The sequence below is a fragment of the Actinoplanes sp. NBRC 103695 genome, assembly GCF_030269485.1.
Lineage (GTDB): Bacteria > Actinomycetota > Actinomycetes > Mycobacteriales > Micromonosporaceae > Actinoplanes.
The window spans coordinates 133,863-157,117 of record NZ_BSTL01000021.1; the positions used below are offsets into that span (position 1 = coordinate 133,863).

At 72.1% G+C, this 23,255-nt stretch carries 25 protein-coding genes and 1 pseudogene; 14 read left to right on the plus strand and 12 right to left on the minus strand.

What is annotated here, in order from left to right:
* Positions 1–32 precede the first annotated feature (32 nt).
* Complete coding sequence (locus tag QSK31_RS33425) at positions 33–1,298, plus strand: M20 metallopeptidase family protein (protein ID WP_285688581.1); 1,266 nt, start codon at positions 33–35, stop codon at positions 1,296–1,298.
* Positions 1,299–1,301: 3 nt separating this feature from the next.
* Here the strand turns inward: QSK31_RS33425 and QSK31_RS33430 are convergent, their stop codons facing one another.
* Positions 1,302–1,967, minus strand: a complete 666-nt coding sequence (locus tag QSK31_RS33430) for a hypothetical protein (protein ID WP_285688582.1) — start codon at positions 1,965–1,967, stop codon at positions 1,302–1,304.
* A gap of 158 nt (positions 1,968–2,125) precedes the next feature.
* On the opposite strand from QSK31_RS33430, the gene QSK31_RS33435 reads away from it, so the two are divergent.
* Positions 2,126–2,869 (plus strand): CAP domain-containing protein, encoded by a 744-nt coding sequence (locus QSK31_RS33435; protein ID WP_285688583.1) that lies wholly within the window; start codon positions 2,126–2,128, stop codon positions 2,867–2,869.
* A 21-nt stretch (positions 2,870–2,890) separates the two neighbouring features.
* Here the strand turns inward: QSK31_RS33435 and QSK31_RS33440 are convergent, their stop codons facing one another.
* A complete protein-coding gene (locus QSK31_RS33440; RefSeq protein ID WP_285688584.1) occupies positions 2,891–3,856 on the minus strand; it encodes an alpha/beta fold hydrolase in 966 nt (321 codons plus the stop codon).
* An 84-nt stretch (positions 3,857–3,940) separates the two neighbouring features.
* On the opposite strand from QSK31_RS33440, the gene QSK31_RS33445 reads away from it, so the two are divergent.
* Complete coding sequence (locus QSK31_RS33445) at positions 3,941–4,528, plus strand: TetR/AcrR family transcriptional regulator (protein ID WP_285688585.1); 588 nt, start codon at positions 3,941–3,943, stop codon at positions 4,526–4,528.
* Between the two features lie 247 nt (positions 4,529–4,775).
* On the opposite strand, the gene QSK31_RS33450 is transcribed toward QSK31_RS33445, so the two are convergent.
* The gene (locus tag QSK31_RS33450) at positions 4,776–7,616 is read right to left on the minus strand and encodes a M36 family metallopeptidase (protein ID WP_285688586.1); all 2,841 of its coding nucleotides are present in this window, start codon (positions 7,614–7,616) and stop codon (positions 4,776–4,778) included.
* 101 nt (positions 7,617–7,717) lie between these two features.
* On the opposite strand from QSK31_RS33450, the gene QSK31_RS33455 reads away from it, so the two are divergent.
* The 3 genes from QSK31_RS33455 to QSK31_RS33465 all read left to right on the plus strand — a co-directional run bounded on the left by QSK31_RS33455 (position 7,718) and on the right by QSK31_RS33465 (position 9,912).
* Entirely contained in the window at positions 7,718–8,638 is a 921-nt protein-coding gene (locus tag QSK31_RS33455) for an NAD-dependent epimerase/dehydratase family protein (RefSeq protein ID WP_285688587.1), read from the plus strand.
* Between the two features lie 121 nt (positions 8,639–8,759).
* Entirely contained in the window at positions 8,760–9,353 is a 594-nt protein-coding gene (locus QSK31_RS33460; protein ID WP_285688588.1) for a hypothetical protein, read from the plus strand.
* A gap of 151 nt (positions 9,354–9,504) precedes the next feature.
* On the plus strand, positions 9,505–9,912 hold the full coding sequence (locus QSK31_RS33465; protein WP_285688589.1) for a PPOX class F420-dependent oxidoreductase: 408 nt from the start codon (positions 9,505–9,507) through the stop codon (positions 9,910–9,912).
* Here QSK31_RS33465 and QSK31_RS33470 read toward each other — a convergent pair.
* Positions 9,898–11,043 (minus strand): sensor histidine kinase, encoded by a 1,146-nt coding sequence (locus QSK31_RS33470; protein ID WP_285688590.1) that lies wholly within the window; start codon positions 11,041–11,043, stop codon positions 9,898–9,900. The genes QSK31_RS33465 and QSK31_RS33470 overlap by 15 nt on opposite strands.
* Before the next feature lie 65 nt (positions 11,044–11,108).
* Between QSK31_RS33470 and QSK31_RS33475 the strand changes: the two genes are divergently transcribed.
* Entirely contained in the window at positions 11,109–11,948 is an 840-nt protein-coding gene (locus QSK31_RS33475; protein ID WP_285688591.1) for an ATP-grasp domain-containing protein, read from the plus strand.
* A 3-nt stretch (positions 11,949–11,951) separates the two neighbouring features.
* Here QSK31_RS33475 and QSK31_RS33480 read toward each other — a convergent pair whose 3' ends face one another.
* From QSK31_RS33480 to QSK31_RS33495, 4 genes are read right to left on the minus strand one after another with little or no spacing between them, the layout of a single operon-like run.
* Entirely contained in the window at positions 11,952–13,136 is a 1,185-nt protein-coding gene (locus tag QSK31_RS33480; RefSeq protein ID WP_285688592.1) for an ABC transporter permease, read from the minus strand.
* Positions 13,133–13,789: an ABC transporter ATP-binding protein gene (locus tag QSK31_RS33485; protein ID WP_285688593.1), complete on the minus strand. Its 657-nt coding sequence runs from the start codon at positions 13,787–13,789 to the stop codon at positions 13,133–13,135. The genes QSK31_RS33480 and QSK31_RS33485 overlap by 4 nt, the downstream gene beginning before the upstream one ends.
* Positions 13,786–14,805 (minus strand): peptidoglycan-binding protein, encoded by a 1,020-nt coding sequence (locus QSK31_RS33490; RefSeq protein WP_285688594.1) that lies wholly within the window; start codon positions 14,803–14,805, stop codon positions 13,786–13,788. Before QSK31_RS33490 ends, QSK31_RS33485 begins: the two co-directional genes overlap by 4 nt.
* Positions 14,802–15,293, minus strand: coding sequence for a hypothetical protein (locus QSK31_RS33495; RefSeq protein ID WP_285688595.1), 492 nt, complete (start codon positions 15,291–15,293; stop codon positions 14,802–14,804). The genes QSK31_RS33490 and QSK31_RS33495 overlap by 4 nt, the downstream gene beginning before the upstream one ends.
* Before the next feature lie 88 nt (positions 15,294–15,381).
* On the opposite strand from QSK31_RS33495, the gene QSK31_RS33500 reads away from it, so the two are divergent.
* From QSK31_RS33500 to QSK31_RS33515, 4 genes are read left to right on the plus strand one after another with little or no spacing between them, the layout of a single operon-like run.
* The gene (locus QSK31_RS33500; RefSeq protein ID WP_285688596.1) at positions 15,382–16,038 is read left to right on the plus strand and encodes a response regulator transcription factor; all 657 of its coding nucleotides are present in this window, start codon (positions 15,382–15,384) and stop codon (positions 16,036–16,038) included.
* Positions 16,039–16,046: 8 nt separating this feature from the next.
* Positions 16,047–17,162: a sensor histidine kinase gene (locus QSK31_RS33505; RefSeq protein WP_285688597.1), complete on the plus strand. Its 1,116-nt coding sequence runs from the start codon at positions 16,047–16,049 to the stop codon at positions 17,160–17,162.
* A 19-nt stretch (positions 17,163–17,181) separates the two neighbouring features.
* Positions 17,182–17,622: a MerR family transcriptional regulator gene (locus QSK31_RS33510; RefSeq protein ID WP_285688598.1), complete on the plus strand. Its 441-nt coding sequence runs from the start codon at positions 17,182–17,184 to the stop codon at positions 17,620–17,622.
* Complete coding sequence (locus tag QSK31_RS33515) at positions 17,619–18,581, plus strand: NAD-dependent epimerase/dehydratase family protein (RefSeq protein WP_285688599.1); 963 nt, start codon at positions 17,619–17,621, stop codon at positions 18,579–18,581. Before QSK31_RS33510 ends, QSK31_RS33515 begins: the two co-directional genes overlap by 4 nt.
* Before the next feature lie 4 nt (positions 18,582–18,585).
* Here QSK31_RS33515 and QSK31_RS33520 read toward each other — a convergent pair whose 3' ends face one another.
* On the minus strand, positions 18,586–18,945 hold the full coding sequence (locus QSK31_RS33520; protein ID WP_285688625.1) for a PIN domain-containing protein: 360 nt from the start codon (positions 18,943–18,945) through the stop codon (positions 18,586–18,588).
* A 241-nt stretch (positions 18,946–19,186) separates the two neighbouring features.
* Positions 19,187–19,297, minus strand: a pseudogene (locus QSK31_RS33525) (ImmA/IrrE family metallo-endopeptidase); the annotation flags it as partial.
* Here QSK31_RS33525 and QSK31_RS33530 point away from each other — a divergent pair.
* Complete coding sequence (locus tag QSK31_RS33530; RefSeq protein ID WP_285688626.1) at positions 19,259–19,540, plus strand: hypothetical protein; 282 nt, start codon at positions 19,259–19,261, stop codon at positions 19,538–19,540. The pseudogene QSK31_RS33525 and the gene QSK31_RS33530 overlap by 39 nt on opposite strands.
* On the opposite strand, the gene QSK31_RS33535 is transcribed toward QSK31_RS33530, so the two are convergent.
* Complete coding sequence (locus tag QSK31_RS33535) at positions 19,510–19,842, minus strand: helix-turn-helix domain-containing protein (protein ID WP_285688600.1); 333 nt, start codon at positions 19,840–19,842, stop codon at positions 19,510–19,512. The genes QSK31_RS33530 and QSK31_RS33535 overlap by 31 nt on opposite strands.
* A 190-nt stretch (positions 19,843–20,032) precedes the next feature.
* Positions 20,033–20,503, minus strand: a complete 471-nt coding sequence (locus tag QSK31_RS33540; RefSeq protein ID WP_285688601.1) for a MarR family winged helix-turn-helix transcriptional regulator — start codon at positions 20,501–20,503, stop codon at positions 20,033–20,035.
* Between the two features lie 83 nt (positions 20,504–20,586).
* On the opposite strand from QSK31_RS33540, the gene QSK31_RS33545 reads away from it, so the two are divergent.
* Together QSK31_RS33545 and QSK31_RS33550 are read left to right on the plus strand one after the other, a co-directional pair.
* Positions 20,587–22,329: an FAD-binding protein gene (locus tag QSK31_RS33545; RefSeq protein ID WP_285688602.1), complete on the plus strand. Its 1,743-nt coding sequence runs from the start codon at positions 20,587–20,589 to the stop codon at positions 22,327–22,329.
* Positions 22,326–23,195: an LLM class flavin-dependent oxidoreductase gene (locus QSK31_RS33550; RefSeq protein WP_285688603.1), complete on the plus strand. Its 870-nt coding sequence runs from the start codon at positions 22,326–22,328 to the stop codon at positions 23,193–23,195. The genes QSK31_RS33545 and QSK31_RS33550 overlap by 4 nt, the downstream gene beginning before the upstream one ends.
* Positions 23,196–23,255 lie beyond the last annotated feature (60 nt).

The following is a 23,255-nucleotide window of genomic DNA, read 5'->3' on the forward strand; positions in this document are numbered from 1 at the left end:
CTCGGGGGCAGCCGCGGGGCCTGGGAGGAACCATGTCGGACTCGAGGGATCACATCGTCAGCCGGCGGGCCGTGCTCGGCGGCGCCGCCGCGGGCGTGGCGGGCGTGACCGGTGCCTGGCTGGCGCCGGGCGCACCGGCGCACGCCGACGGCGGTCTGCCGTCCGGGACGATCGACCGGGTGGTGTCCCGGTTGGACGGTGAGCTGATCGAGCTGCGCCGCGGCCTGCATCGGCACCCCGAGGTCGCCGGCCAGGAGGCGTGGACCGCCGCGACGGTGGCGCGGCGCCTGCGCGAGGCGGGACTCGACGTCACCACGGGCGTCGGCGGGCACGGGGTGGTGGGCCTGCTGACCGGCGCCCGTCGCGGCCGCACGGTCGCCTACCGCGCGGACATGGACGCGGTGCCGCCGGGTGAGCAGTCGGGCGGCGGCGCGGAGGTGGCGCACGTCTGCGGGCACGACATCCACACGACGGTGGGTGTCGGGGTGGCGCTGACGCTGGCACGGCTGCGCGAACGGCTCGCCGGCACGGTGATGTTCGTCTTCCAGCCCGCGGAGGAGACCCTCGCCGGTGCGGCCGCGATGCTCGCCGGCGGGGTGTTCGCCCGCGTACGCCCGGCCGAGATCCACGCCCTGCACTGCGGCCCGTTCCCGGTCGGCCAGATCCTCCCCGCGCCCGGGACCGGTCTCCCCGGCCTGGACGGCGGCCTCATCACGCTGGACAGCGCCGACGCCGCCCAGCATCTGGCCACCGAGATCACCGCGCTGAGCACCGTGTCCCGGCCCATGACGCCGGCCGACATCGAACGCCTGGTGGCCGACATCCAGACCCCGCACGGCCCGCTGTCCCGGTTCGTCTTCATGAACGCCCAGGCCATCGGCGCCCAGGTACGCGTGTCCTACCGCTGCTGGCCGGAGAACCGCTGGCCCGAGATCCGCCGCCGGATCCACCGCCTGGCCCGTTCCGCGGGCAACGCCACCGTCTCGTTCCCGAACGATCCGTTCCCCGCGATGATCACGCCCGAACGTGAGGGCCGGGCCCTGGACCGCTATCTGCGCCGCACGATCGGCGACGACCGGGCCCCGACGCAGTACGCCGCGATCCCGTTCAACGGCGAGGATTTCGCCCTCTTCCTCGACCGCCTGCCCGGCACCTACTCGTTCCTCGGTGTCCGTTCCCCCGACGCCCCGATCGAGAACAGCGCCCCGCACTTCAGCACGTTCGACCCGGACGAGCGCGCCATCGGCCACGGCGTACGCGCGATGGCGGGCTGGCTGTCCACCCGTACCCGGCCTTGACCCTCAGCGGGCGAAGGTCTCGTACTCGGCGACCCGGGGCGTGCCCCGGGAGCCCAGGATCACGAAGGTGATCTTCCGCAGCGTGACCGCCCGGAAGGTGATCACGCCCGCCCCGCTGCCGGAGGCCAGGACCGCGTCGTTGTCGTGATTGCGCACCTGCCAGTTCCCGATCCGGCGGTCACCGGACTCCCGGATGCGGATCCGGGAGACCGGCACCGGCACCGTCCACTTGACCGAGATCTCTCCCGTCGCCCCGACCGGCGACCAGAAGGTGCCGAGGTCGCCGTCGCGCACATCCTTGAAGCTCCGGCCCTGAGCCTTGGTCGACCCGTCCGCACCCCCGTCGTCGCGGAGGCTCTGGTTGGGCGCGGCCGGCGGCGTGGCCGGCCGGGTGGTCGGCGGCGCGGTCCTCGGCGGCTTTGTCGCAGGTGGGCGTTTCGCGGGCGAGCGCGTCGCTGCCGGGCTGGTCGTGATGGGCGCCGCCGCGGGAGCGCTGCTGACCGGAGCGGACTCCCAGGAGTACGGCGTGTCCACCACCGGTGGCGGCTCCCACGGCCCGGCCAGTTCCAGTGGCGGCGCTTCCGGCTCCGGACGCCCCACCAGAAGCACGGTGGCTCCCAGCAACAGAATGCTGCCCACCACGGCGCCGGCAAGTGTCCATCGCGCCACCGGAGAAGCGTCCTTGATCACGACGAGTCAGCGTATCGGTATCGAGGAACGCCGAACAATGGCGCTTCGATCATTAAGTTTTGTTCAATAAACGTGCATGAATGGTCGTCGCAGGTCAGAGTCGTTCGGGCTCTCCCCACCGATCGACAAGGATCATCATGCGTACGCGTCACCGCCGGTCCCGTCTCCTCGCGCTCTCCGCCTGCGTCCTGGGTGTTCTGGGCGCGGGCGCCGCCGGCATCGCCTCCGCTCAGACGACGCATCACCGCCCCGCAGCGGTGGCCGGGACCGCCCCGGCGCTGGGCCCCGCCACGAAGGCGACCACCGGAGCGACCGGTGAGGCGAGCCGGGCGCGGCGCCCGCACTGGCCCCGGCCGACGAAGCCGAGCTCCGCCCCGCCGAGCACGCCTCCCGTGGATCCGCCGACGACACCGCCGGCCGACCCGCCGTCGTCTCCGAGCGACCCCACCACTCCCCCGGCCGACGCGGTCATCGACCAGGTGCTGGCGCACATCAATGCCGCCCGCACCGCCGCCGGGGTCTCGACGCTCACGCTGAGCCCGGAGCTGACGAACGCCTCCGTGGCGCACAACGCCCTGATGGTCGGCGGCTGCGGCCTGTCGCACCAGTGCCCGGGCGAGGCTGGTCTGGGCGACCGCTTCACCGCCGCGGGCGTCGTCTGGCGTTCGGCGGGCGAGAACATCGGCCAGGGCAACGCCGCCAACAATCAGGCCGCGATCGTCGCCGCGGCGAACGGCCTGACCGACCTCATGCTCGCCGAGGTGCCGCCGAACGACGGCCATCGCCGCAACCTGCTCAACCCGGGCTTCAGCCGGGTCGGCCTGGCGGTGACCCGCGGCGGCGACGGCCGCGTCTGGTTCACCCAGGACTTCGTCAACTGAGCCCCGACCCGCACCCGCCTGTCATCCACGAGAGACGGGCGGCCGGTGGTGCCGGGCCGGCGGCGTGCGGGAAGCCGGTGCCGGTGTGCTACCGAGGAAGTCCTCCAAGATCTCGGTGAATCGCGCCGGCTGCTCCTCGGCCACGTAGTGGCCGCAATCGTCGAGGACCACCCCGGTCACATCGCCGGCCGCCGGCCGCATCGTCTCGGCGACCAGCGCGCCGGTGTACCGCGCGCCGCCGACGGCGAGCACGGGCAGCGTCAGCCGGGTCTTCCGGCGCTGCTCGTTCTGCGCGATCGTCTCGTCCAGCGCGCGGTAGTAGGCGAAGCTCGCCCGCAGCCCGCGAGGGTCCGCGACGATCGCGTCCACGTAGACGTCGACGGCGTACGCGGGGATCGCGTCCGGGGTGGCGCCCTTGGTGGCGAACTGGTGGCCGAGGAAGAGCCGCTCCCGCCCCCGGACCAGTTCCTCGTTGAGGCCGGTGAGCCGGTTGAAGCCGAAGTGCCACAGCCGCTGGTTGACCGCGGCCGGGCTGAAGACCGACGGGACCGGCGTGAGACCGGGGATGATGGCGTCGACGACGGCGAGCCGGCCCACCCGCTCGGGGTGATCGGCGGCGAGTGCGTATCCGGTCCACATGCCGATGTCGTGGCCGACCACGTCGAACCGGTCGTGCCCGAGCACGGCCATCAGCGCGACCAGATCCGCGGCCAGCGTGCCGGCGTCGTAACCGTCGTCGGGCTTGTCGGAGAGCCCGGCCCCGCGCGAGTCGACGGCGACGACGGTGTGCTTGCGGGCGAGCGCGGGCATGACCTCCCGCCAGGCGTACCAGGTCTGTGGCCACCCGCCGACCAGCAGCAGCGGCGGGCCGTCGCCGCCGGTGACCGCGTGCAGCCGCAGCCCGTTCAGCTGCACGAGCCGGCTGGTGAAGACGTCGGCGAATCCGTCGGGCAGCCGCAGCGAGCTCAAACCGTCGGGGTTGCTCATCACGGAACGATCGGTACAACTTGTCATGCCGGCGACCATACGCATCTTGAACCGATCGGTGCAAGATGTGTAGGCTGACGAACCATGGCGGGCCGTAAGCAATTCGACGTGGACGAGGCGCTCCGCCGGGCGATGCACGTCTTCTGGCGCTGGGGCTATTCGGAGGCCTCGATCGACCGCCTGACCGAGGGCACGGGCCTGGGCCGGAGCTCGCTCTACGCCACCTTCGGCGACAAGGGCACCCTGTTCCGGAAAAGCCTCCAGCGGTACGCACAGACCTACCACCCGCTGTACGACCAGGCGCTGACCGGCCCTCATCCGAGCCCGAGCGCCGTCGTGTCCGCCTACCTGCGGGTGACCCTGAACCGCATCGCCGACCCGGCGGTCCCGGACGGCTGCCTGCTCACGGTGTCGGCGACGCAGTTCCCGGCACTCGACGCGGAGGGCCAGGCGATGGTCCGCGCCATGATCGACGGTTTGCGGGCGATGCTGGAGCAGGCGTTGCTGGCAGCCGGCGCCGACGAGCCGGAGGCGGCGGAGCTGGCGTTGTGCACGCTGGCGACGAACAAATCCCTGGCGGTGCTGAGCCGCGCCGGCTTCTCGAGCGAAGACCTGGCAACGGTCGCCGCAGCCGCCGCCCGCATCCCCGAGAGACCACATCCACCGCGTTGAGCAGCGCGACGGCCGCCCCCTCCCCCGCCCCTGTGGGTGGGCGTCAAGGTAGCGCTCGAATGTGGCATCGATGTTGCCTGTCCACAGGCGTGTCGATCGGCGCGCAGCCGCCGGACATCGCGCCCGGCCCGGAAACAGACTCCGGGTGCCCGGCGGACTGCCGGACACCCGGAACGGTGGATCAGCGAGCGTGGAACGGTGGATCAGTGAGCGTGGAACGGTGGATCAGTGAGCGTGGAACGGTGGATCAGTGAGCGGCGCCGTAGACGCCGATCTCCACCGTGTCGACGTAGAAGCACCCGGCGAAGAAGTCCGGGCAGGTGATGCCTTCCTCGGCGACCTGGGTGCCGAGCATCGTGTAGCGCAGGTAGTTCACCTCGGCGGTGCTGCCCGCGGCGAGCGGCACCTCGTTCATCTTGTCGCGGTTCTCGACCCCGAAGTGGCCTGAAGCGGCGACGGTCCAGGTCTGACCGTCGGCCGACGTCTCGACGCGGTAGTCGCCGGTCGAGGCGCTGGCGTCGTCACCGCAGTTGCCGGTCGGGTTGACCGCGATCGCCGACACGTCGACCGCTGCCGGCAGTTTCACCACCAGGTAGCGCGGGTCGATCTTGCCGTCGGCGCCGTACGTGGCGTCGGTGCTCCACCCGGTGCGTTGCAGACCGTCCACCGCGGCGCCCGGACCGCAGCCGATGAAGCCGTAGTCGTCGCCGTTGAAGTCGGTCACCTCGCTGCCGCCGCTGGTCGCGGCCCAGTCCCGGCGCAGCGTCCAGTCCACCTTGTTGGCACCCTGATGCACCCGCACGTCACGGAAGACCGTCTCGTAGCCGGGAGCCGACGCGCTCACCTCCGGGTAGGTCCCACCCGGCAGAACGTTCTGGATCGTGTACCTGCCCTGCGCGTCGGCGGTCGCCTGGTAGGAGTCGGCGAACCCGGACGCGTGCCCGGCGAAGCTCACCGTGGCGCCCGCCAGCGGGGCGCCGCTGTCGACGTTGGTGATCGTGCCGGTGACCGAGGTACGCGACGCGTCCCGGGCCGGCGGCGTGGAGAAGTCCTCGATCGGGGTGGTGTCGTCGCCGCCGAGGTCGGCCGCGAACCAGCCCATGCCCCGGTTGGCGAAGACCTTCCAGATCTTCTTCTGGTCGCGGCCGTCGCGGCTGACCTTGTCGGCCATCAGGATCGAGTTACGCATGTCCAGGAACGACGGGTTCGCCGGCGACAGCTCCATCGCCCGGGTGACCAGCGACTCGGACAGCTTCGAACCCAGCGCGGTACGCAGATCCCACAGCGTCTCGCCCCAGATCTCACCGTCGGCGTGGACCTCGGGACCGCCGATGATCTTGCCCATGTCGCCGTAGGTGTATCCGCCCGAACCCGCGCCGGGGGTGCCGGGGCAGACGTCCGCGCTCGCACCGACCGTGCAGTCCAGCGGCTGCGTACGAACCAGATTCTGACCGTCGCTCACGTAGCGGCCGACCAGCACCTCACCCGGCGCGGCGGTGTCGGTCTGGAAACCCTGAGCCGCGAGCAGGTCGAAGGCGTACCAGTCGGACCACGCCTCACCCATCGAGCCGCCCTGGAAGCCGGTCAGCGTCGAGTTGCCGGAGGCGTCCACCACGAGGCGGTTGGACACGCCGTGGGTGTACTCGTGGTAGACGATGTCGCCCTCGTCACCGGAGTTGGCCGCCAGGAACGGGTCCTCCGGCCAGGTCGGATCCCGGAAGAGGTACATCTGCATCCGGCCGGGAACGCCGTCCGGGGTCGGCAGCATGTTCGCGTTGTCGGTGTGGAACGAGTCGGGGGTGCCGTCCGCGGTGTTGGCGCCGTCGATCGCGTTGACCTCGATCGGGTCGCCGTCGGCGGTCTCGTAGTTGCCGGCCGCCCGGTTGAATCCGATCGGCGCCGCCTCCAGGTGATCGTGGAAGCTGCTCACGTAGTAGAACAACTGGGCCGCGTTCTGCTTCGCGTTGTCCTTCCACGAGTTCGCGACCTTCGGGTTCCAGGAGCACTGCTTGTCCGCCGCGCAGGGCGGGCCGACCTCGGACGTGAAGTCCTTGAACGGGAAGCGCCAGTCACCCGGCTTGTCGGGCGCGACCTCCTCGCCCGGGTTGGCCTCGTCATCGTCGTTGACGTCGAGGAACACGTGCGTCGAGTCGCCCGACAGCGTGGTCGCGTCCGGCGCGATCCAGTTCTTCAGCGAACGCTGCTGCTGGGTGCCGCCGAGCGGCGCGCCCGGGTAGTTCTGCCACACCAGCGCCGACGGCGCGGACGGCGCGTTGTCGTGCAGCAGCAGGTCCTGCCGGTAGAGGACACGGCCGGTCGCCGCGTCGATCACGTGCAGGTAGCCCTCCTTGGTGGACAGCGTCTGCCAGGCCAGGCGAGCACCGCCCTTCGAGGCGAACGCGACCAGCTTGGTCGGGTCGTCCGCCCGTGTGGAGGCCGGCGAACCGGCGTCCTTCGCGGCGGCGTCACGTGCCTGAGCCGCCGACAGCTTGGCGCTGCCCAGCGACGCGGGCAGCGACGCGGCCGGGGAGCCGGTCACCTGGATGAGCTTGCCATCGGAGGTGATGTCCGCCTTGACCCCGTTGCCGAACACCGGCACATTGCCGACCACCTGTTCGAAGCTCAGGTGGTGGGTGCCGTCGATGTCGACGTAGTCCTTGCGCAGCCGCAGGGCGGCGACCTCGGTCCCGCTCAGGCCGAACGCGTCCGGGTTCGCGGCGAGATAGCCGGCGGCGATCTCCTTGGCGGGTTTGTCACTCGCGGCGGTCAGGAACCCGTCGATCCGGGCCACCCGGCGAGCCGTCCCGGTGGCCGGGTCGATGTCGACCAGGCCCTGCGCGCCGAGGCCCTTATCGAGCTTGGTGACGCCGGCGGAGCGCTGCTTCGTGCGGAGCGCGGTGAGCGTCCGCGCGTCCGGGGTGCGGCCGTCGAAGTTGGCCAGGCGGTCGTCCCGCTGATGTTTCCGGACGGCATCGGCCGGGCCGGGCGCGGGAGCGGCCGACGCCGAGGCCGGAACGATGCCGATGCCCAGGACCGACGCTGCGGCGATCGCGACGGATCGGCGCCGGAATGGAGGTACGGATGTCATGCCCGCGGAGCCTACAACCATCTATTGACGTTTTTAAATAGCAATTCTCTCCGTTACGGTGACGGTTATCTCCATTACCTGGTCTCTATATAGTGGACGGTGTGAAAACGTTCATCGTCGGTGGCACCGGGTTGATCGGTGCTCAGGTCGCCACGGTCCTGCGGGAGCGGGGCCACCAGGTGACCACGGTCGCCCGTTCCGCCCGCCCGGGTGTGGACCATCTGCTCGACCTCGAGACCACCACGGTCGAGGATCTGCGGCCGCTGCTGGCCGGGCACGACGCGGTGGTGTTCGCCGCCCGCACCGACGAGCAACGCCCGCTGCGCAAGCCGCTGCACCCCGCGTTTCGCCGGACGATGGTCGAGCCCGTCGTGCGCCTGTTCACCGCCGCCCGCGCCGAGGGCGTCAGCCGCGGCGTGATCATGGGCTCGTACTACACCTATCTCGACCGGGTCCACCCGCAGTGGAGGCTGGCCGACGAGCACACCTACATCCGCTGCCGCGTGGAGCAGGCCCGGGAGGCGCGCGAGGCGGCCGGGCCCGGCCTCCCGATCGCGGTGCTGGAGCTGCCGTTCGTCTTCGGCCCCGGCACGAACTGGGCCGGCCCCCTGGCGAACTGGGCGAAATCCCGGGCGCCCCTGGTCGCGCCGCCCGGCGGGACCGCGGCCGCCTCGGCGCGCAGCGTCGCCGAGAGCGCGGCCGGCGCCCTGGAGCGGGCGGACGGCGCCGACCTCCCGGTCGCCGACGAGAACATGACCTGGCAGGACATGTTCACGCGCATCGCCGCGGCGGCCGGTCGTCCCCGCCGGGTCGGCCGGCTCCCGGGCGGCGTCTTCCGCGCGGCCACCGGGCTGGGCGGGGCGCTGCAGGCCCTCGGCGGCAAGGAGACCGGCCTCAACACGTCGGGGCTGGCCGGTCTGATGCTGCGCGACCTCTACGTGGAGCCGGTCACCGGCCGGTCGCTGGAGCCGTCGTTCCGCGACACGTTCGCCCCGTCGAGCAGCGTCAGCCCGAGCGACTGACCAAGCCGCCCGATCAGATCCCCCTCGCGGACGCCCTGGCAATCCATCGACGCACTTGACTATATGGACGGGGCTGGCCAGAGTTGCAAACAAGGTTTACTGATTGAGCTGGGGGTCGTCGATGCGCAGGGTGCTGGTCTCTTTGGTGACGCTCGTGGCCGCCCTGGTCGTGGCGCCGGCCGCCGCGAACGCGCACCCTCCGCGTGAGTGCGCCGGCCCGTCGATCGACCGCCTCCAGCAGTGGCTGGCCAGCGGCGAGGGCACCACCGTCCCGGCCACCGGCAGCCTCCTGGTCCCGATCCACCACGGCCACGACTACGCGGCGAAGGTGACCTTCCTCAACGACGAATGGCACGTCGTGGTCGTCTGGCTGGGCAACGAGTTCGAGGCCCAGGCCGACCTCTCCCGGTCCGCCGGATTCTGGCTCACCTACAGCGCGACCGACGACCTGTGGGTGCAGCTGCGCCCCGCCTCCCACTGGAGCGGCGGCGCCCAATGGGCCACCGCCATCCCCTCGACCGGCGGCCGCGTGGTGACCCGCTTCTTCAGTCTCCGCCCGTCGGCGTGGGCCGGGGTGCCCGAGCTGGGCCAGCCGGCGCACACCTTCGCCTCGGCCGTCAGCGAGGCCCGCGGCCTGGTCTTCGTCGGCAAGACCGCCAACGAGATCGACTTCCGGGGGCTGCGTGTTCATCGGTACACCCCGCCCTGCCTGTGAAAAGACCGCAACCACGCGGGACGGCCCGGCGTTGGGCGCGCGGAGCGTGACCAACGACGGCGGCCGGGCCCGGAGGACGGGACTCCGGTGTGCGCGTACCTCAGAAAGGTGTTGAAATGAACTCCGCCGCGGAACGATCTAGGGTGGGTGGATGCCTGATACGCCCATGCCGGACAAGATCGTCGAGTTTCTCCGCCAGGCCAACCCCGCCGTGATGGCCACCGTCGCGGCCGACGGGCGGCCGGTCAGCGTCGCCACCTGGTACCTGCTCGAGGACGACGGGAAGGTCCTGCTCGGCCTGGACGCGAAGCGGGCCCGGCTCAAACACCTCGAGGCCGACCCACGCGTCGCGCTGACCGTCCTGGCGCCCAACTGGTACACCCACGTCAGCCTGCAGGGCCGCGTCGTGTCGATCACCGACGACGACGGGCTGCGCGACATCGACCGGCTGTCGATTCACTACGGCGGCCAGCCGTACGCCAACCGCGAACGGCCCCGGGTCAGCGTCCAGGTCGAGATCGACCACTGGCACGCCTGGGGCGAGCTACGCGAGGAGTGACGGCACCCGGGCCGAGATGCCGGTGCCCCCGCCCGGCTCCGATTCGATGTGGAGCGTGCCCGACAGGCCCTCCACCCGCTGGCGCATCCCGGTGAGGCCGAACCCGCCGCCGCGCCGGCCCAGATCGAAACCGGCGCCGTCGTCACGCACGTCGAGGGCCGCCTCCCGCTCGAAATACGTCAGGGTCACCCCCACCCGGGTCGCGCCCGCGTGCTTGGCCACATTGGTCAGGGCCTCCTGCGCGATCCGCAGCAGGGCGGCCTCCGCCTCGGGCGCGATCGGCCGGACAGTGCCGGTCGTGGTCACCTGGACCGGGATCTCGTGCAGCGCCGACCACCGCTCGGCGACGCCGGCCAGCGCCTCGCCCAGCCGGGCCGACCGCAGCGGCTCCGGGCTCAGCGCGTGCACCGAACGCCGGGCCTCGGTGAGGTTCTCCCGGGCCAGCTTGGTCGCGGCGCCGAGGTGCCGGCGCCACGTCACCTGATCGTCGTGACCGTTCTCGGCCGCGCTGAGCTGGCTGATGATGCCGATGAAGCCCTGCGCCAGCGTGTCGTGGATCTCCCGGGCCATCCGTTGCCGCTCGTCCTGGACGCCGGCGTCACGGGCCCGGACCAGCAGCTGCTCGTGCAGGGCCGCGTTCTCCGCCAGCGACTCCGCCAGCCTCGCGTTCGCCTCCCGTTCGGCGGCCAGAGCCCGCTCCCGCTCGGCGTTCTGCCGCGCGGCCCGTCGTTCGAACCAGGCGTACGCGCACATCGGGAAGACGTTCGCGGCGACGACCGCGACCCACGTGACCAGGCCGACCGCGGTGGTCTTGTCCACGGCGTACGTCTGCGAGGTGCCCGCCACCACCGCGACCGCGCCCACCCCGACCGGCTGCCACGGCCAGCGCAGCAGCCGGAAGGCGTGCACGTACAGCACCGGGGTGAAGAACCCGAACCACGGCGACCGTACGACCAGGACCGCGGTGAGCAGGATCAGCACGGCCACGAACACCGCCGGTCGCAGCACCCGCCGGGCCGCCAGCCAGATCGCCAGCACCGCGCACAGCACCAGGTCGGCGGGCGACGAGGCCCAGACCGAGACCCCGGCGAGGAGCACCAGCAAGACGTACGGCCCGACGGTCAGCACCACGAGTGGAATGTACGTGCCCGGCGTCCTCCCCCGCTCCACCGATCGGTTGACCCATACTGCGGGCCATGATGCTTCTGCTGCCGTCCGACGTGCTGCATCCACGCCGCGCCGACGAGCATTTCGCGGACGAGTCGGCCGCCGCCCGGGACGCCGGGTGGCAGGTCGGCCTGGTCGATCACGACGCGCTCGTCGCGGGAGATGCGGCACACGGAGTCGCGCGGCTCCCGGCGGGCGAGGCGACCGCGGTCTATCGCGGGTGGATGATGACCTCGTACGCGTACGACGGTTTCGCCGAGGCGGCCGCCGGACGTGGCATCGCCCTACGGACCAGCGCCGACCAGTACCGCCGCGGCCATGAGCTGCCCGGCTGGTACGCCGCGCTCGCCTCGTTCACGCCTGAGTCGGCGTGGACCGACGGGGACGGGCGGGACTCCTTCGACGAGGCACGGGCGAGGCTCGGCCCGGGGGCGGCGGTGCTGCGCGACTACACCAAGTCGATGAAGCACTACTGGCACGAAGCCGCGTACATCCCGGACCTGACCGACGCCGAGGCGGCCTGGTCGGTCGCCGCGCGGATGCGGGAGCTGCGCGGCGACGACTTCAGCGGCGGCTTCGTGCTGCGGCGTTTCGAGGAATTCACCGGGGCGGAAGCGCGGACGTGGTGGGTGGACGGGACCTGTCGCCTGGTCACCGCCCACCCGGACACACCGGACCGGCCGCCGCCCGCCGAACTGCCCACGTCCGAGCCGGCGGTAGCGGTGGCCGGGCTCGGCCTGCCCTTCGTGACCGTCGACCTGGCCCGGCGGGCCGACGGCCGGTGGCGGGTCGTCGAGCTCGGCGACGGCCAGGTCAGCGACCGCCCGTCCAGCACACCGCCCGAGGCGTTCCTCGCCGCCTTGTCGTGACCGTCATCGGGCGAGTGCCTCGGTCGGGGCCAGGCGCGCGGCCCGGACCGCCGGGTAGAGGCCGGCCACCACTCCGACCAGGACGGTCGCGGCCAGGCCGCCGGCTGGTGCCCACGGCGGGATCGCCACCGGCCAGGACTGCCACCACGACCAGCCGGCCGTGACCAGCGCGCCGGCCGCGGCGCCGGCCAGGCCGCCGAGTGTGGACAGCAGCAGCGACTCGGTCAGGAACTGCTGGCAGATGTGGACGCCGGTGGCGCCGAGCGCACGCCGCAGACCGATCTCGCCGCGCCGTTCCAGCACCGAGATGACCATCGTGTTGGCCACGCCGACGCCGCCGACCAGCAGGGCGACCGCGCCGAGGCCGAGGAGCAGGCCGTTCAGGGCGGTGTCGGTCGCCCGGGCGGCGGCCAGCGCGTCGGACGGGCGGGACACCTTCACCTCGTTGGGCGCCGCCGGGTTGACCGTCGCGCCGAGCAGCCGGCGCACCGCCTCCACCGCACCGGACCGCGTGTACACCATGGTCGGGTGGCCGTCGAAGTCCAGCAGCCGGGCGGCGGTGGACCAGTCGACCAGCGCGGACGAGTCGAGTTCCGGCGCGAGCGGCGCGGGCTCGAGGATGCCGACCACCGAGAACCACTGGCCGCCCAGCCACAGCCGCGGGCCGGGCGCGTGGATGCCGAGACGCTGGGCCGCCGCGGCGCCGAGCACCACCGCGGGTGTGCCCGGCACGATCGCCGTCAGCCAGCGTCCCCGGGCGGTACGCCCCTCGAGTGTGTCCAGCAGGTCGGCGCGGGCGGCGAGCACCGCCACGCTGCTGTTCTCGGCGACCGGGATGTGCTCGTTGCGGTAGACCTTCGCCTTCAGCCGGGCGGTGGCGCTGACCGAGCGGACCGTCGCGATCCGGCCGGCCATCACCAGCGACTCGGGCGGCAGTTTCGCCTCGCCGCCGCTCAGGGTCTCGCCGGGCGCGACGGTGAGCAGGTCGGTACCGAGAGCCGCCAGTGCCTGGTCCAGGTCGGCGCGGCTGGACGCGGAGATCCCGACCACGGCGAGCATGGCCGCGATGCCGATCGCGATGCCCGCCGCGGACAGCACCATGCGCAGCGGCCGGGAGCGCAACCCGGACGCCCCGAGCCGCAGCACGTCCGAGCCGGCCAGGCGGGCCGGTCGTAGTGGACTCGTCATGCGTCCACCAGCTGTCCGTCACGCAGCGCCACCCGCCGGGGCAGGGCGGCCGCGATGTCCCGGTCGTGCGTGATGACCACGGTCGTCGTGCCGGCCCGGTGCAGGTCGTGCAGCAGATCCATGACGACCGTGCCGGAGGCCGAGTCCAGGTTGCCGGTCGGCTCGTCGGCGAGCAGCAGCGCCGGGTCGGCGACCACCGCGCGGGCGATCGCGACCCGCTGGCGTTCGCCGCCGGACATCTCGTGCGGCCGGTGGTGGGCGCGATGCCCGAGGCCGACCCGGTCCAGCGCCCGCGCGGCCCGGGACCGGCGCTCGCGGCGGCGCACCCCGGTGTAGAGCAGGCCGTCGGCGACGTTGTCCAGGGCGGACACCCCGCCGCTGAGGTGGAACTGCTGGAAGACGAACCCGATCGTCCGGGCGCGCAGGGCGGACAACGACCGGTCGGGCAAGGCGGCGACGTCGTGACCGTCGATGCGTACGGTGCCGGTGGACGGCCGGTCGAGCGCCCCGAGCAGGTGCAGCATCGTGGACTTGCCCGACCCGGACGGACCGACCACGGCGAGCATCTCCCCGTCCTCGACCGAGAGGGAGACGTCGTCCAGGGCGGTCACGCCACCCGGATAGACCTTGCCGACGCGGGTCATGGCGATCACGACGGCATCCCCACCGTCAGGCCCTCGGCCAGGCCCGCACCGCGTACCTCTGCCTTGCCGTCGGCGAACAACCCCACCTGGACCGGCAGGAATCGGGTGCCGCCGCCCTCGGTCACCTCCAGGCCGTAACCGCCCTCGGCGAGGGCGACCAACGCCGCGACCGGCACGGTGAGCACGTTCTTGCGCTGTTCGCTGACGTACGTGGCGGTGACCGGCCCTTCGCGCAGTTTGCCGAGCTTCGCGCCGAGCGTGACCATCACCGGAACCTTGGGCGTCTCGCCCGGCTCCTTGGGTTCCGCCTTCGCGCCGATCGACGCGACCGTGCCCGGGGTCTCCTTGCCGTCGGGCAGCGTGACCGTCACCTTGACGCCGGGCTGCGCCCAGCCGGCCTGATCCGCGTCCACCTTGACCGTGACCACCGACTCGGCGCCGGTGTAGCCGAGCACCTCACCCGTGGCCGGCGCACCGGGACGCACGCGCAGCTCGGCGATCCGGATCGCGCCGTCGGCGACGACCAGCCAGGACGGGTCGACCACCCCGGTCTCCTTCCGGCCCAGGTTCTCCTGCCAGCGGCGCACCGCCTTGGCTGTGAGGTCGGTGTACTCGTCGTCCACCGTGAAGCCGCCGAAGCCGAGGTCGCGCAGGTTGCGTTCGAGCAGGGCCACGTCCGGCCCTTCGACGCCGGGCCGCAGCTCGCGGTACATCGGGAGCACGCCGTAGAGCAGCACGACCGGGAGGTTGTCGGCGCGGAGCACCGGGTCGCCGCGTTCGACGGTGGCGCCCACCTTGGGCAGCCACGTCACGGTGCCGGTCGCCTTGGCCAGGATCGGCACCGTCTCGCCGTACCCCAGATCTCCATCGACCGTGACCGAACCCGACAGCGTCTCCCGCGCCACCTTGGTCGTGGCCGGCGGTGGCGCCGCGGCCGGCGCGTCGGTGGAACGGTGCGTGACCACCACGGCCACCGCGCCGGCCACGACGATCGCGGCCGCCCCGCCGATGATCCACCGCCTCATTTGGTGAGCAGGGTCGAGCCCGGCCCCAGGCCCTTGCACTTCTCCGAGGCCTTCTTCATCGCCTCGAAGTCGATTTTCGTCTCGGAGAGGGCGATGGTCCCGGTCTCCGGGTCGGGGTCGGGGTAGTCGGGCAGGCCGTTCTCGCGCATGCACTTCGACTGCGCCCGCGCCTTCTCGATGTCCTCCGGTGACATCTTCGGCGGCTCGCCACCGGCGCCGGCCGGCAGCAGCGTGCGGCACTTCTCCGAGGCGGCCTCCATCTTCTCCGCCTCCGGCGAGCCGATCTTCACGGCCGGCGCGCCGAGCACGCCGTCGCCGTTCGGGTCCGGCATGTCGACGCCGTTCTGGCGCATGCATTTCGCGTACGCCCGCAGCTGGCCCTTCTCGTCGGCCGAGGCGGACGGGGCCGGCGCGGCGGCGTCGTCGGTCTTGCCACACCCGCCCAGCGCGACGGTCACGAGCAGGATCGGTAGGAGGAGTCTTCTCATGCCGGAGAGCACACCGTGCCGGCCATAAGGTCATCATCAGCGCGAACGCTTACAGCTTTCTTATATCCGGTTCGGTAACCATGTCCCGATGCGCGTATTGATCGCCGAGGACGAGGTCGTGATGGCCGAGGCCATCGCCGAGGGGCTGCGGCTCCAGGCGCTGGCCGTCGACACCGTGCACGACGGCGACGCGGCGCTGCAGCGGCTGGCGGTCAACGAGTACGACGTCCTCGTGCTCGACCGCGACATGCCCCGGGTGCACGGCGACGACGTGTGCCGGGCCGTTGTCGAAAGCAAGGCCGACGTGCGGATTCTGATGCTCACCGCGGCCGGCGAACTCAGCGACCGGGTGCGCGGCCTGGACCTGGGCGCCGACGACTACCTGGCCAAGCCGTTCGCCTTCGCGGAACTGGTCGCCCGGGTCCGTGCGCTGGGCCGCCGCGCCCGCCCGGCCGCGCCGCCGGTGCTGTCCCGGGCCGGCGTCAGCCTGGACACCGCCCACCGCGAGGTGTTCCGTGACGGCCGCGTCGTCGGGCTGTCCCGCAAGGAGTTCGCGGTGCTCGAGGAACTGCTGCGTGCCGACGGCGCCGTGGTCACCACCGAGCAGCTGCTGGAACGGGCCTGGGACGAGAACACCGACCCGTTCACCAACGTCGTCCGGGTCACGATGATGACCCTGCGCCGCAAACTAGGGCCGCCGCAGGTGGTCGAGACGATCACCGGAGTGGGGTACCAGCTCAGATGAGACATCGGATGACGGTTCGGCTGCGGCTCACCGCGCTGTACGGCGGCCTGTTCGTGCTGGCCGGGGCCGTGCTGCTGACGATCACCTACCTGCTGCTGGCACAGGCGCTGGCCGGGCAGCAGGTCGACGCGCTGATGCTGTCGAGAACCGTCCACGGCGTCGCGGTCCAGGCCACTCCCGCCCGGCCCGCCAGCGGGCCGACCTCGCCGGAGATGTTCCAGCTGGCGACCAAGCTGCAGACCGACTTCCGGTCCGCGACGCTGCGCTCGCTGCTCCAGCAGGGCGGGGTCGCGCTGGGTGCGGTCGCGATCGCCGGGGTGTGGGCGGCCTGGTTCGCCGCCGGGCGTACGCTGCGCCCGCTCGCCGAGATCACCGCGACCGCGCGCCGGATCGCCGACCGCAACCTGCACGAACGCATCGCGATGACCGGGCCACGCGACGAGCTGCGCCGGCTCGCGGACACCGTCGACGACATGCTCGCCCGCCTGGACGCGGCGTTCGCGGCGCAGCGCCGGTTCGCCGCCAACGCCTCACACGAGCTGCGCACCCCGCTGGCCATCAACCGCACGCTGATCGAGGTCGCGCTGAGCCACCCCGACCCCTCCCCCGACGTACGCCGGCTCGGCGAAACCCTGCTGGTGATCAACGCCCGGCACGAGCGGCTGATCGACGGCCTGCTGCTGCTCGCCCGCGGCGATCAGGATCTGGTCGATCCGGTACCCGTCGACCTCGCCGAGATCACCCGGCACGTGGCGTCGCTCCATGAGGTCGCCGAGGTGACGGTGTCGCCCTCGCCGATGGCCGGCGACCCCGTGCTGCTGGAGAGAATGGTGCAGAACCTGGTCGAGAACGCGGTCATCCACGGCCGATCGGTTGCGGTGACCTGCGAGCCGGGCCGGCTGACGGTCACCAACTCCGGCCCGGTGATCGCCGCGTACGAGATCCCGCGCCTCTTCGAGCCCTTCCAGCGCCTCACCGACCGGGTGGGCTCGGCCACCGGCACCGGGCTGGGCCTGTCGATCGTCCGCGCGGTCGCCCGGGCGCACGGTGGCACCGCCGTCGGCGAGCCAGGTCCGGACGGCGGCCTCACCGTGACCGTGGAGTTCTTGACCTCAAGCGCTTGAGGTTTGTTCTCCTGGACGCATGTCAACCATGACCATCCAGGACGCGTCCCGGCACAGCGGGCTGAGCGAGCCCACGCTGCGCTACTACGAGGACGTGGGGCTGATCGGCCCGATCGGCCGTGACGAGAGAAGCGGGCACCGCCGCTACGGCCCCGACGACGTGAACGCGATCGAGGTGCTGGCCTGCCTGCGCGCGGTCGGCGTGGGCATCGAGGAGATGCGCACCTACCTGGCCAACCGCGGGCGGGGCCGGGAGGCGTACGCCGAGCAGCGGGACCTGCTGCTGCGGCACGCGGACCGGGTCGAGGCGGAGATCGAGGCGCAGCGGGCCCGGCTCGGCTACCTGCGCGAGAAGGCGGCGGTGTGGGACGCCCGGCACCGAGGCGATCCCGGTGCGGAGGCCGCCGCGTGGGAGCGCCTGCACGAGGTCATCCCCTACCTCGGGGTGGGTACGCGATGAGCCCGGTCCTGGTCACCGGTGGTTCCGGGTACGTGGGCACGCACCTGATCGCCGCGCTGCTGCGCGCCGGGCGCCCGGTCCGCACCACGGTGCGCTCGGTGTCCCGCTCGGATTCCGCCCTGCGCGCGGCGGTCCGCCGGGGTGGCGCCGACGACGCGGGCCTGACCGTCGTCGAGGCGGATCTGTCGTCGGACGACGGCTGGGCTGCCGCGGTGGCCGGCTGCGCCGAGATCCACCACGTCGCGTCGCCGATCCCGGTCGCCCAGCCCTCGGATCCGGACGACCTGATCGTGCCCGCCCGCGACGGCACCCTGCGGGTGCTCCGGGCGGCCCGCGACGCCGGTGCCCGGCGGGTGGTGTTGACCTCGTCGTTCGCGGCCGTCGGCTACACCCCCAAGCCGGTGCCCGACTTCACCGAGGACGACTGGACCGACCCGGACGTGCCGGGCCTGCCGCCGTATCCCCGTTCCAAGACGATCGCCGAACGCGCTGCCTGGAACTTCGACCGCGGAGCGACCGAGCTGGTCGTGGTCAACCCGACCTTCATCCTCGGCCCCACCCTCACCACCGGCCTCGGTTCGTCGATGCAGCTGCTGAAGATGATGCTCGAGGGAACGATGACCGCGGTGCCCCGCCAGCGCTTCGGCATCGCCGACGTCCGGGACGTAGCCGACCTGCACCTCCGGGCGATGGCCGCACCCGAGGCGGCGGGCCGCCGCTTCCTGGCCGTCTCCGACACCGGCACGATGAGCTTCCTGGAACTGGCCGACACCCTGCGCAGGCATTTCGGCGACCGAGCCGCGAGGGTGCCGGCCGAGGAGGCGCCGGGCCCCGATCCGGCCCGCCCGGTCATCCACAACGACCGCGCCAAGTCCCTCGGCTGGCGTCCCCGCCCGGCCGAGACCACGATCACCGACAGCGTCGACAGCCTGGTCGACCTCGACCTGGTGGATCTCTGAGCCGTCAGGCTCCGCTCTTCCACCGCACCGTGGTGAGGAGCGGAGTCTTCTCGATGGGCGGCAAGCCGTCATCGAGGTTGCGTAACCGTTGATAGATCTCGCGCATCTGGGCTGTGTCCGCGACATGCGCGGTACCTGCCGCCTTCTCCAGGACTGTCAACGTGCTCGCCAATCTGATCGATCCGATCGCGCTGCCGGTGGTTCGGCGCCGGTCCAGGCGACGGATCTCGCCTGTGGCTGTCTGTGCCCCGAGCCCGTCGTCGATCAGCACGATGACGTCGGCGCCTGCGTCCGCGGCCACGACCGCGTGGGCGATCACCATCGTCTCGCCCAGGTCCTTGGACTGCCTGAGGCGCTCGGCCATCGGTTGTCGCGTGATTCGGCCGACGACTCGGGCGAGCTCCGGCGTCAGTTCGTCGGGGAGGATCTGGATCCAGGTAGGTACCAGCTTCTTCCAGACCGCGGCCGCGGGGCCCGGCGATCGGCGGTGACACCAGGAATCGTTGGACGACGGCCGAGAGGATGGCCGGCCCGACCTCTCGCACATCTGCGAGAAATGCCGTCAACCCGTCCAGCGGGAGCAACAGGTGCCGGGCGAAGGCATCGGCACGGCTCTCGACCGGCGACCGGGTGCTCCAGTCGCAGGCGGTGTTGACCGTCCAGTCCTGGAACACGACGTGACCGAGCTCGTGGGCCAGCGTGCTTCGTTGCCGCATCGGGTTCCGGCTGCGTGCGACACCGATGAACACGGCACCGCGCTGCGGATCCCTCATCGTCAGACCGTGTTCGTCCGGGCCCACGTCGAGGACGGCGACGTCGACGTGGGCCGACTGCTCGATCAGAGCGACGAGGTCGCCCAGTGGCTGAAGACCCAGACGGTGCTCCTGCCGGAACCGCTCGGCTGCGGAGCGCCCCTCACCTTCGGCCTTCATGCCGGAATGGCCTGCTCGTCCAGGTAGTCGTCCAGCTCGAGGAAGCGCAACAGGGCGTCGCGCATCTGATCCATGCCGGAGCCGTTGGTGGCCCGGGCCGCGCATTGGACCCGGTCAGCCACCGTGCTGGCCCCGGTGAGCTGGGCGACGGTGCAGCCGGTCGCCCAGGAGATCGCCACGATTTCGGGTAGCTTGGCCACCCTGTCGCCCGCGATGATCCGCGACAAGGTGGGTTGCGAGATGCCTGCCGCGTCGGCGAGCGCGCGCTGGCTGAGACCAGCCGCGACTCGAGCCTTCTCAATCAGCGCGCCAACGTTGCTGCTGCTCATGACCCCTGCCCCATGACTGAATCATGATTCCTTCCGGTGATTCAGTCTCCGCGATCCGGTACGACAGCGCCACGCCCCCGCACCGCGCCGGCCAGGTCGTGTCTCGTGGGTCAGCCAAGTGCGAGGCGAGGTCCAGAGTCAGGCGCGCTCCGGGCCGCGCCGCGGCCCTGGCTGATCCACGGGACACGACCTAGGCGTCCAGGGCCTCGGTCACGATCGCGCAGGCCTCGACGGTGTGCACCGGGCCGGCGCCGGCCGCCTTGGTGAGCAGGGTGCGGAAGGCTGCTCGCTCCTGGGGGTCGAGGTTGGCCAGGGCCGCCTCCTCCGCCTCGGCGACCTGGCCGCAGAGGGCCGCGACGGCGGCCGTGCCGGCGGCGGTGGCGACGATGCGGCGCTGGCGGCGGTCGTCCGGGTTGGGGCGGCGCTCGACCAGGCCGGCCTCGACCAGGTCGTCGATCAGGTAGGTCATCATCGTGCGGTCGATGCCGAGCCTGGCGGCGAGGGCGGCCTGGCTGGGCGGCTGACCCTGGAGGACCTCGCAGAGCGTCTGGTAGCCGCGGGCGCCGTGCGGGAAGTCCACGAGCTTCGGGCCGACCATCCCCGAGTACGACCGCAGCAGAACCCCGAGGGCGGCCCCGAAGTCGTCTGTCGCGTTGCTCACCGGACCATCCTATCTGTTGGACAGATCGTCTTCTCGCAATACTATCTAGGGAGACGACGATCGAACACCCACCGGAGGATCGGATGGCCGACGAAGAGGGCATCGCGCTGGACCTGGCCCTGGCCCGGTCCGACCCCGAGGGGTTCGCCGCCCTCGCCCGCCACGCCGAGTCCCGTGACCTGGATTACGTCGTCCTGAGCGAGGACGTGCTGAGCGGGGACGACGAAGGGCTCGACCCCTGGACGACGGCCGCGTGGCTGGCCGGGCGGACCGAGAAGATCGGCCTGGCGGCTGACATCGACGCGGACATCCCCGCCATGGCCGACAAGGCCCGGGAGACATTCGACCTCCTGGCCGGCGCCCGGCTGATCCGGCACGTCGGGCGGCAGGTTCAGCCCGTGACGACCGCCGGCGAGATCGACCGGCTGGCCGACGCGGTCGCCGACCGGCCGAAACCAGCCCGGTCGGCGGCCGCGCGGGCACAGCGGCGCGACGGCGTCGACTACGACGGCATCCCGGCCTCACTGGCGGACGTGGCGATCGAGCCGGGCGACCAGGGCTACCGCGCCCGCCGGGCGACCTACATGCGCGGCGGCTCACCGGGGCTCGTGCTGCGGCCGCGCACCCCGGCCGAGATCGCCGACGCGCTCGCGTTCGCGCGCCGGCACCGGCATCTGCCGCTCGGTGTGCGCAGCGCCGGGCACGGCGTCAGCGGCCGCTCCACCAACGACGGCGGCCTGGTCATCGACGTCGGCGCCCTGAACGGCGTCGAGGTCCTCGACGAGGCCACCCGGCGGGTGCGGGTCGGCCCGGGTGCCACCTGGAAGCAGGTCGCGGCGGTCCTGGACGAGCACGACTGGGCGATCAGCTCCGGCGACTACGGCGGCGTCGGGGTGGGCGGACTGGCCACCGCGGGCGGCATCGGGCTGCTCTCCCGCGAGCACGGCCTGACCATCGACCGCCTCCGCGCCGTCGAGCTCGTCCTCGCCGACGGCACACCCGTCCGTGCGTCTCTCGAGGAAAACCAAGATCTTTTCTGGGGTGTACGCGGCGCCGGCGCGAACCTCGGCATCGCCACCGCGTTCGAGTTCGAGGCGAGCGAGGTGCACGAGGTCGGCTGGGCCCAGCTCGCCCTGCTCACCCCGGACATCGAGGACGCCCTGCGGCGCTTCGGCAAGGTCGCCGCCGAGGCGCCCCGGGACACCACGGTCTTCTTCCTCACCGGCTCGCCCCGCCAGGGACAGTCGGTCGTGCAGCTCTACGGCATGGTCGACTCGGCCGACCCGGAGGTGGTCGTCGAGCGGCTCACCCCGTTCGCCTCGGTCGGCATGCTCGCCCAGCAGGAGGTCGTGCTCACCCGGTACGCCGCGGTGATGGGCTCGGCGTCCGACGTGGGCCCGACCGGGCACCACGGTTCCGGCGAGCCGGTGTTCCGGTCGGCGTTCCTGCCGGAGCTCACCGACGACTTCGCGCGCGACGCCGCCGCTCTGCTGCGTACCGGTCAGATCTATTTCTTCCAGCTCCGGCACATGGGCGGGGCGATCGCCGACGTCGCACCGGAGGCGACCGCGTTCGCGCACCGTACGCCCGCTTTCTCGGTCGCGGCGATGGGCGGTGACCGCGACGGGCTGAACGCGGCGTGGGACCGCCTGGCCCGGCATTTCGACGGGCTCTATCTCAGCTTCGAGACCGACCAGCGGCCGGAACGCCTGCGCGACGCGTTCCCGCCCGCGACACTCGCCCGGCTGCGGGAGCTCAAGCGCCGGTACGACCCCACGCTGCTGTTCCGCGACAACTTCCCGATCACCTTGGAGGATCCGTCATGACCGATTACGGGCACGACCTGCTGTTCGGCACGTTCGTGACGCCCACCGCGCAGAACCCGCGACAGGCCGTCGACCTGGCGGTCACCGCCGACCGGGCCGGCATCGACCTGGTCACCTTCCAGGACCACCCCTACCAGCCGTCCTTTCTGGACACCTGGACGCTGATGTCGTACGCCGCCGCGCGGACCGAACGCGTCCGGTTCACCGGCAACGTGCTCAACCTGCCGCTGCGGCCACCGGCGCAGCTGGCCCGGGCGGCCGCGTCGCTGGACATCCTCAGCGGCGGCCGGTTCGAGCTGGGCATCGGCGCGGGCGGATTCTACGAGCCGATCGCCGCGATGGGTGGGCCCCAGCTCACCGCGGGCAAGGCGATCGAGGCGCTGACCGAGGCGATCCCGATCATCCGCGACCTGTGGGACACCGACGCCCGCGGCCGGGTGCAGCACGAGGGCACGCACTACACGGTCGTCGGCGCGAAGCGGGGCCCGAAGCCGGCCCACGACATCGGCATCTGGATCGGCGCGTACAAGCCGAAGATGCTCGCCCTGACCGGCGCGCAGGGCGACGGCTGGCTGCCGTCGATGGACTACCTGCCGGACGGCCCCGCGTCGCTGCCCGACATGAACGCCCGCATCGACGACGGCGCGGAGTCGGCGGGCCGCTCCCCCGCCGCCGTCCGCCGCCTGATGAACTTCATGCGCGCCGACAAGTCGCCGGAGTATCTCGCCGACCTGGCCCTCACGCACGGGATCAGCGGCTTCATCTTCGGCGGCGACGACCACGCCATGACCGAGCGGCTGGCCGCCGAGGTGGCTCCCGAGGTCCGCGACCTGGTCAAGCGGGAGCGCGGGGCCGGCCGGGATTGACGGCAGCGCGGGGCCGGCCGGGATTGACGGCAGCGCGGGGCCGGCCGGGATTGACGGCAG

Bases quoted from the DNA above. Each gene is read 5' to 3' on its own strand.
- QSK31_RS33425 (WP_285688581.1), top strand. From the start codon at position 33: ATGTCGGACTCGAGGGATCACATCGTCAGCCGGCGGGCCGTGCTCGGC.
- QSK31_RS33435 (WP_285688583.1), top strand. From the start codon at position 2,126: ATGCGTACGCGTCACCGCCGGTCCCGTCTCCTCGCGCTCTCCGCCTGC.
- QSK31_RS33440 (WP_285688584.1), bottom strand. From the start codon at position 3,856: ATGAGCAACCCCGACGGTTTGAGCTCGCTGCGGCTGCCCGACGGATTC.
- QSK31_RS33445 (WP_285688585.1), top strand. From the start codon at position 3,941: ATGGCGGGCCGTAAGCAATTCGACGTGGACGAGGCGCTCCGCCGGGCG.
- QSK31_RS33450 (WP_285688586.1), bottom strand. From the start codon at position 7,616: ATGACATCCGTACCTCCATTCCGGCGCCGATCCGTCGCGATCGCCGCA.
- QSK31_RS33460 (WP_285688588.1), top strand. From the start codon at position 8,760: ATGCGCAGGGTGCTGGTCTCTTTGGTGACGCTCGTGGCCGCCCTGGTC.
- QSK31_RS33465 (WP_285688589.1), top strand. From the start codon at position 9,505: ATGCCTGATACGCCCATGCCGGACAAGATCGTCGAGTTTCTCCGCCAG.
- QSK31_RS33475 (WP_285688591.1), top strand. From the start codon at position 11,109: ATGATGCTTCTGCTGCCGTCCGACGTGCTGCATCCACGCCGCGCCGAC.
- QSK31_RS33480 (WP_285688592.1), bottom strand. From the start codon at position 13,136: ATGACGAGTCCACTACGACCGGCCCGCCTGGCCGGCTCGGACGTGCTG.
- QSK31_RS33490 (WP_285688594.1), bottom strand. From the start codon at position 14,805: ATGAGGCGGTGGATCATCGGCGGGGCGGCCGCGATCGTCGTGGCCGGC.
- QSK31_RS33495 (WP_285688595.1), bottom strand. From the start codon at position 15,293: ATGAGAAGACTCCTCCTACCGATCCTGCTCGTGACCGTCGCGCTGGGC.
- QSK31_RS33500 (WP_285688596.1), top strand. From the start codon at position 15,382: ATGCGCGTATTGATCGCCGAGGACGAGGTCGTGATGGCCGAGGCCATC.
- QSK31_RS33505 (WP_285688597.1), top strand. From the start codon at position 16,047: ATGACGGTTCGGCTGCGGCTCACCGCGCTGTACGGCGGCCTGTTCGTG.
- QSK31_RS33510 (WP_285688598.1), top strand. From the start codon at position 17,182: ATGTCAACCATGACCATCCAGGACGCGTCCCGGCACAGCGGGCTGAGC.
- QSK31_RS33515 (WP_285688599.1), top strand. From the start codon at position 17,619: ATGAGCCCGGTCCTGGTCACCGGTGGTTCCGGGTACGTGGGCACGCAC.
- QSK31_RS33520 (WP_285688625.1), bottom strand. From the start codon at position 18,945: ATGGCCGAGCGCCTCAGGCAGTCCAAGGACCTGGGCGAGACGATGGTG.
- QSK31_RS33535 (WP_285688600.1), bottom strand. From the start codon at position 19,842: ATGAGCAGCAGCAACGTTGGCGCGCTGATTGAGAAGGCTCGAGTCGCG.
- QSK31_RS33545 (WP_285688602.1), top strand. From the start codon at position 20,587: ATGGCCGACGAAGAGGGCATCGCGCTGGACCTGGCCCTGGCCCGGTCC.
- QSK31_RS33550 (WP_285688603.1), top strand. From the start codon at position 22,326: ATGACCGATTACGGGCACGACCTGCTGTTCGGCACGTTCGTGACGCCC.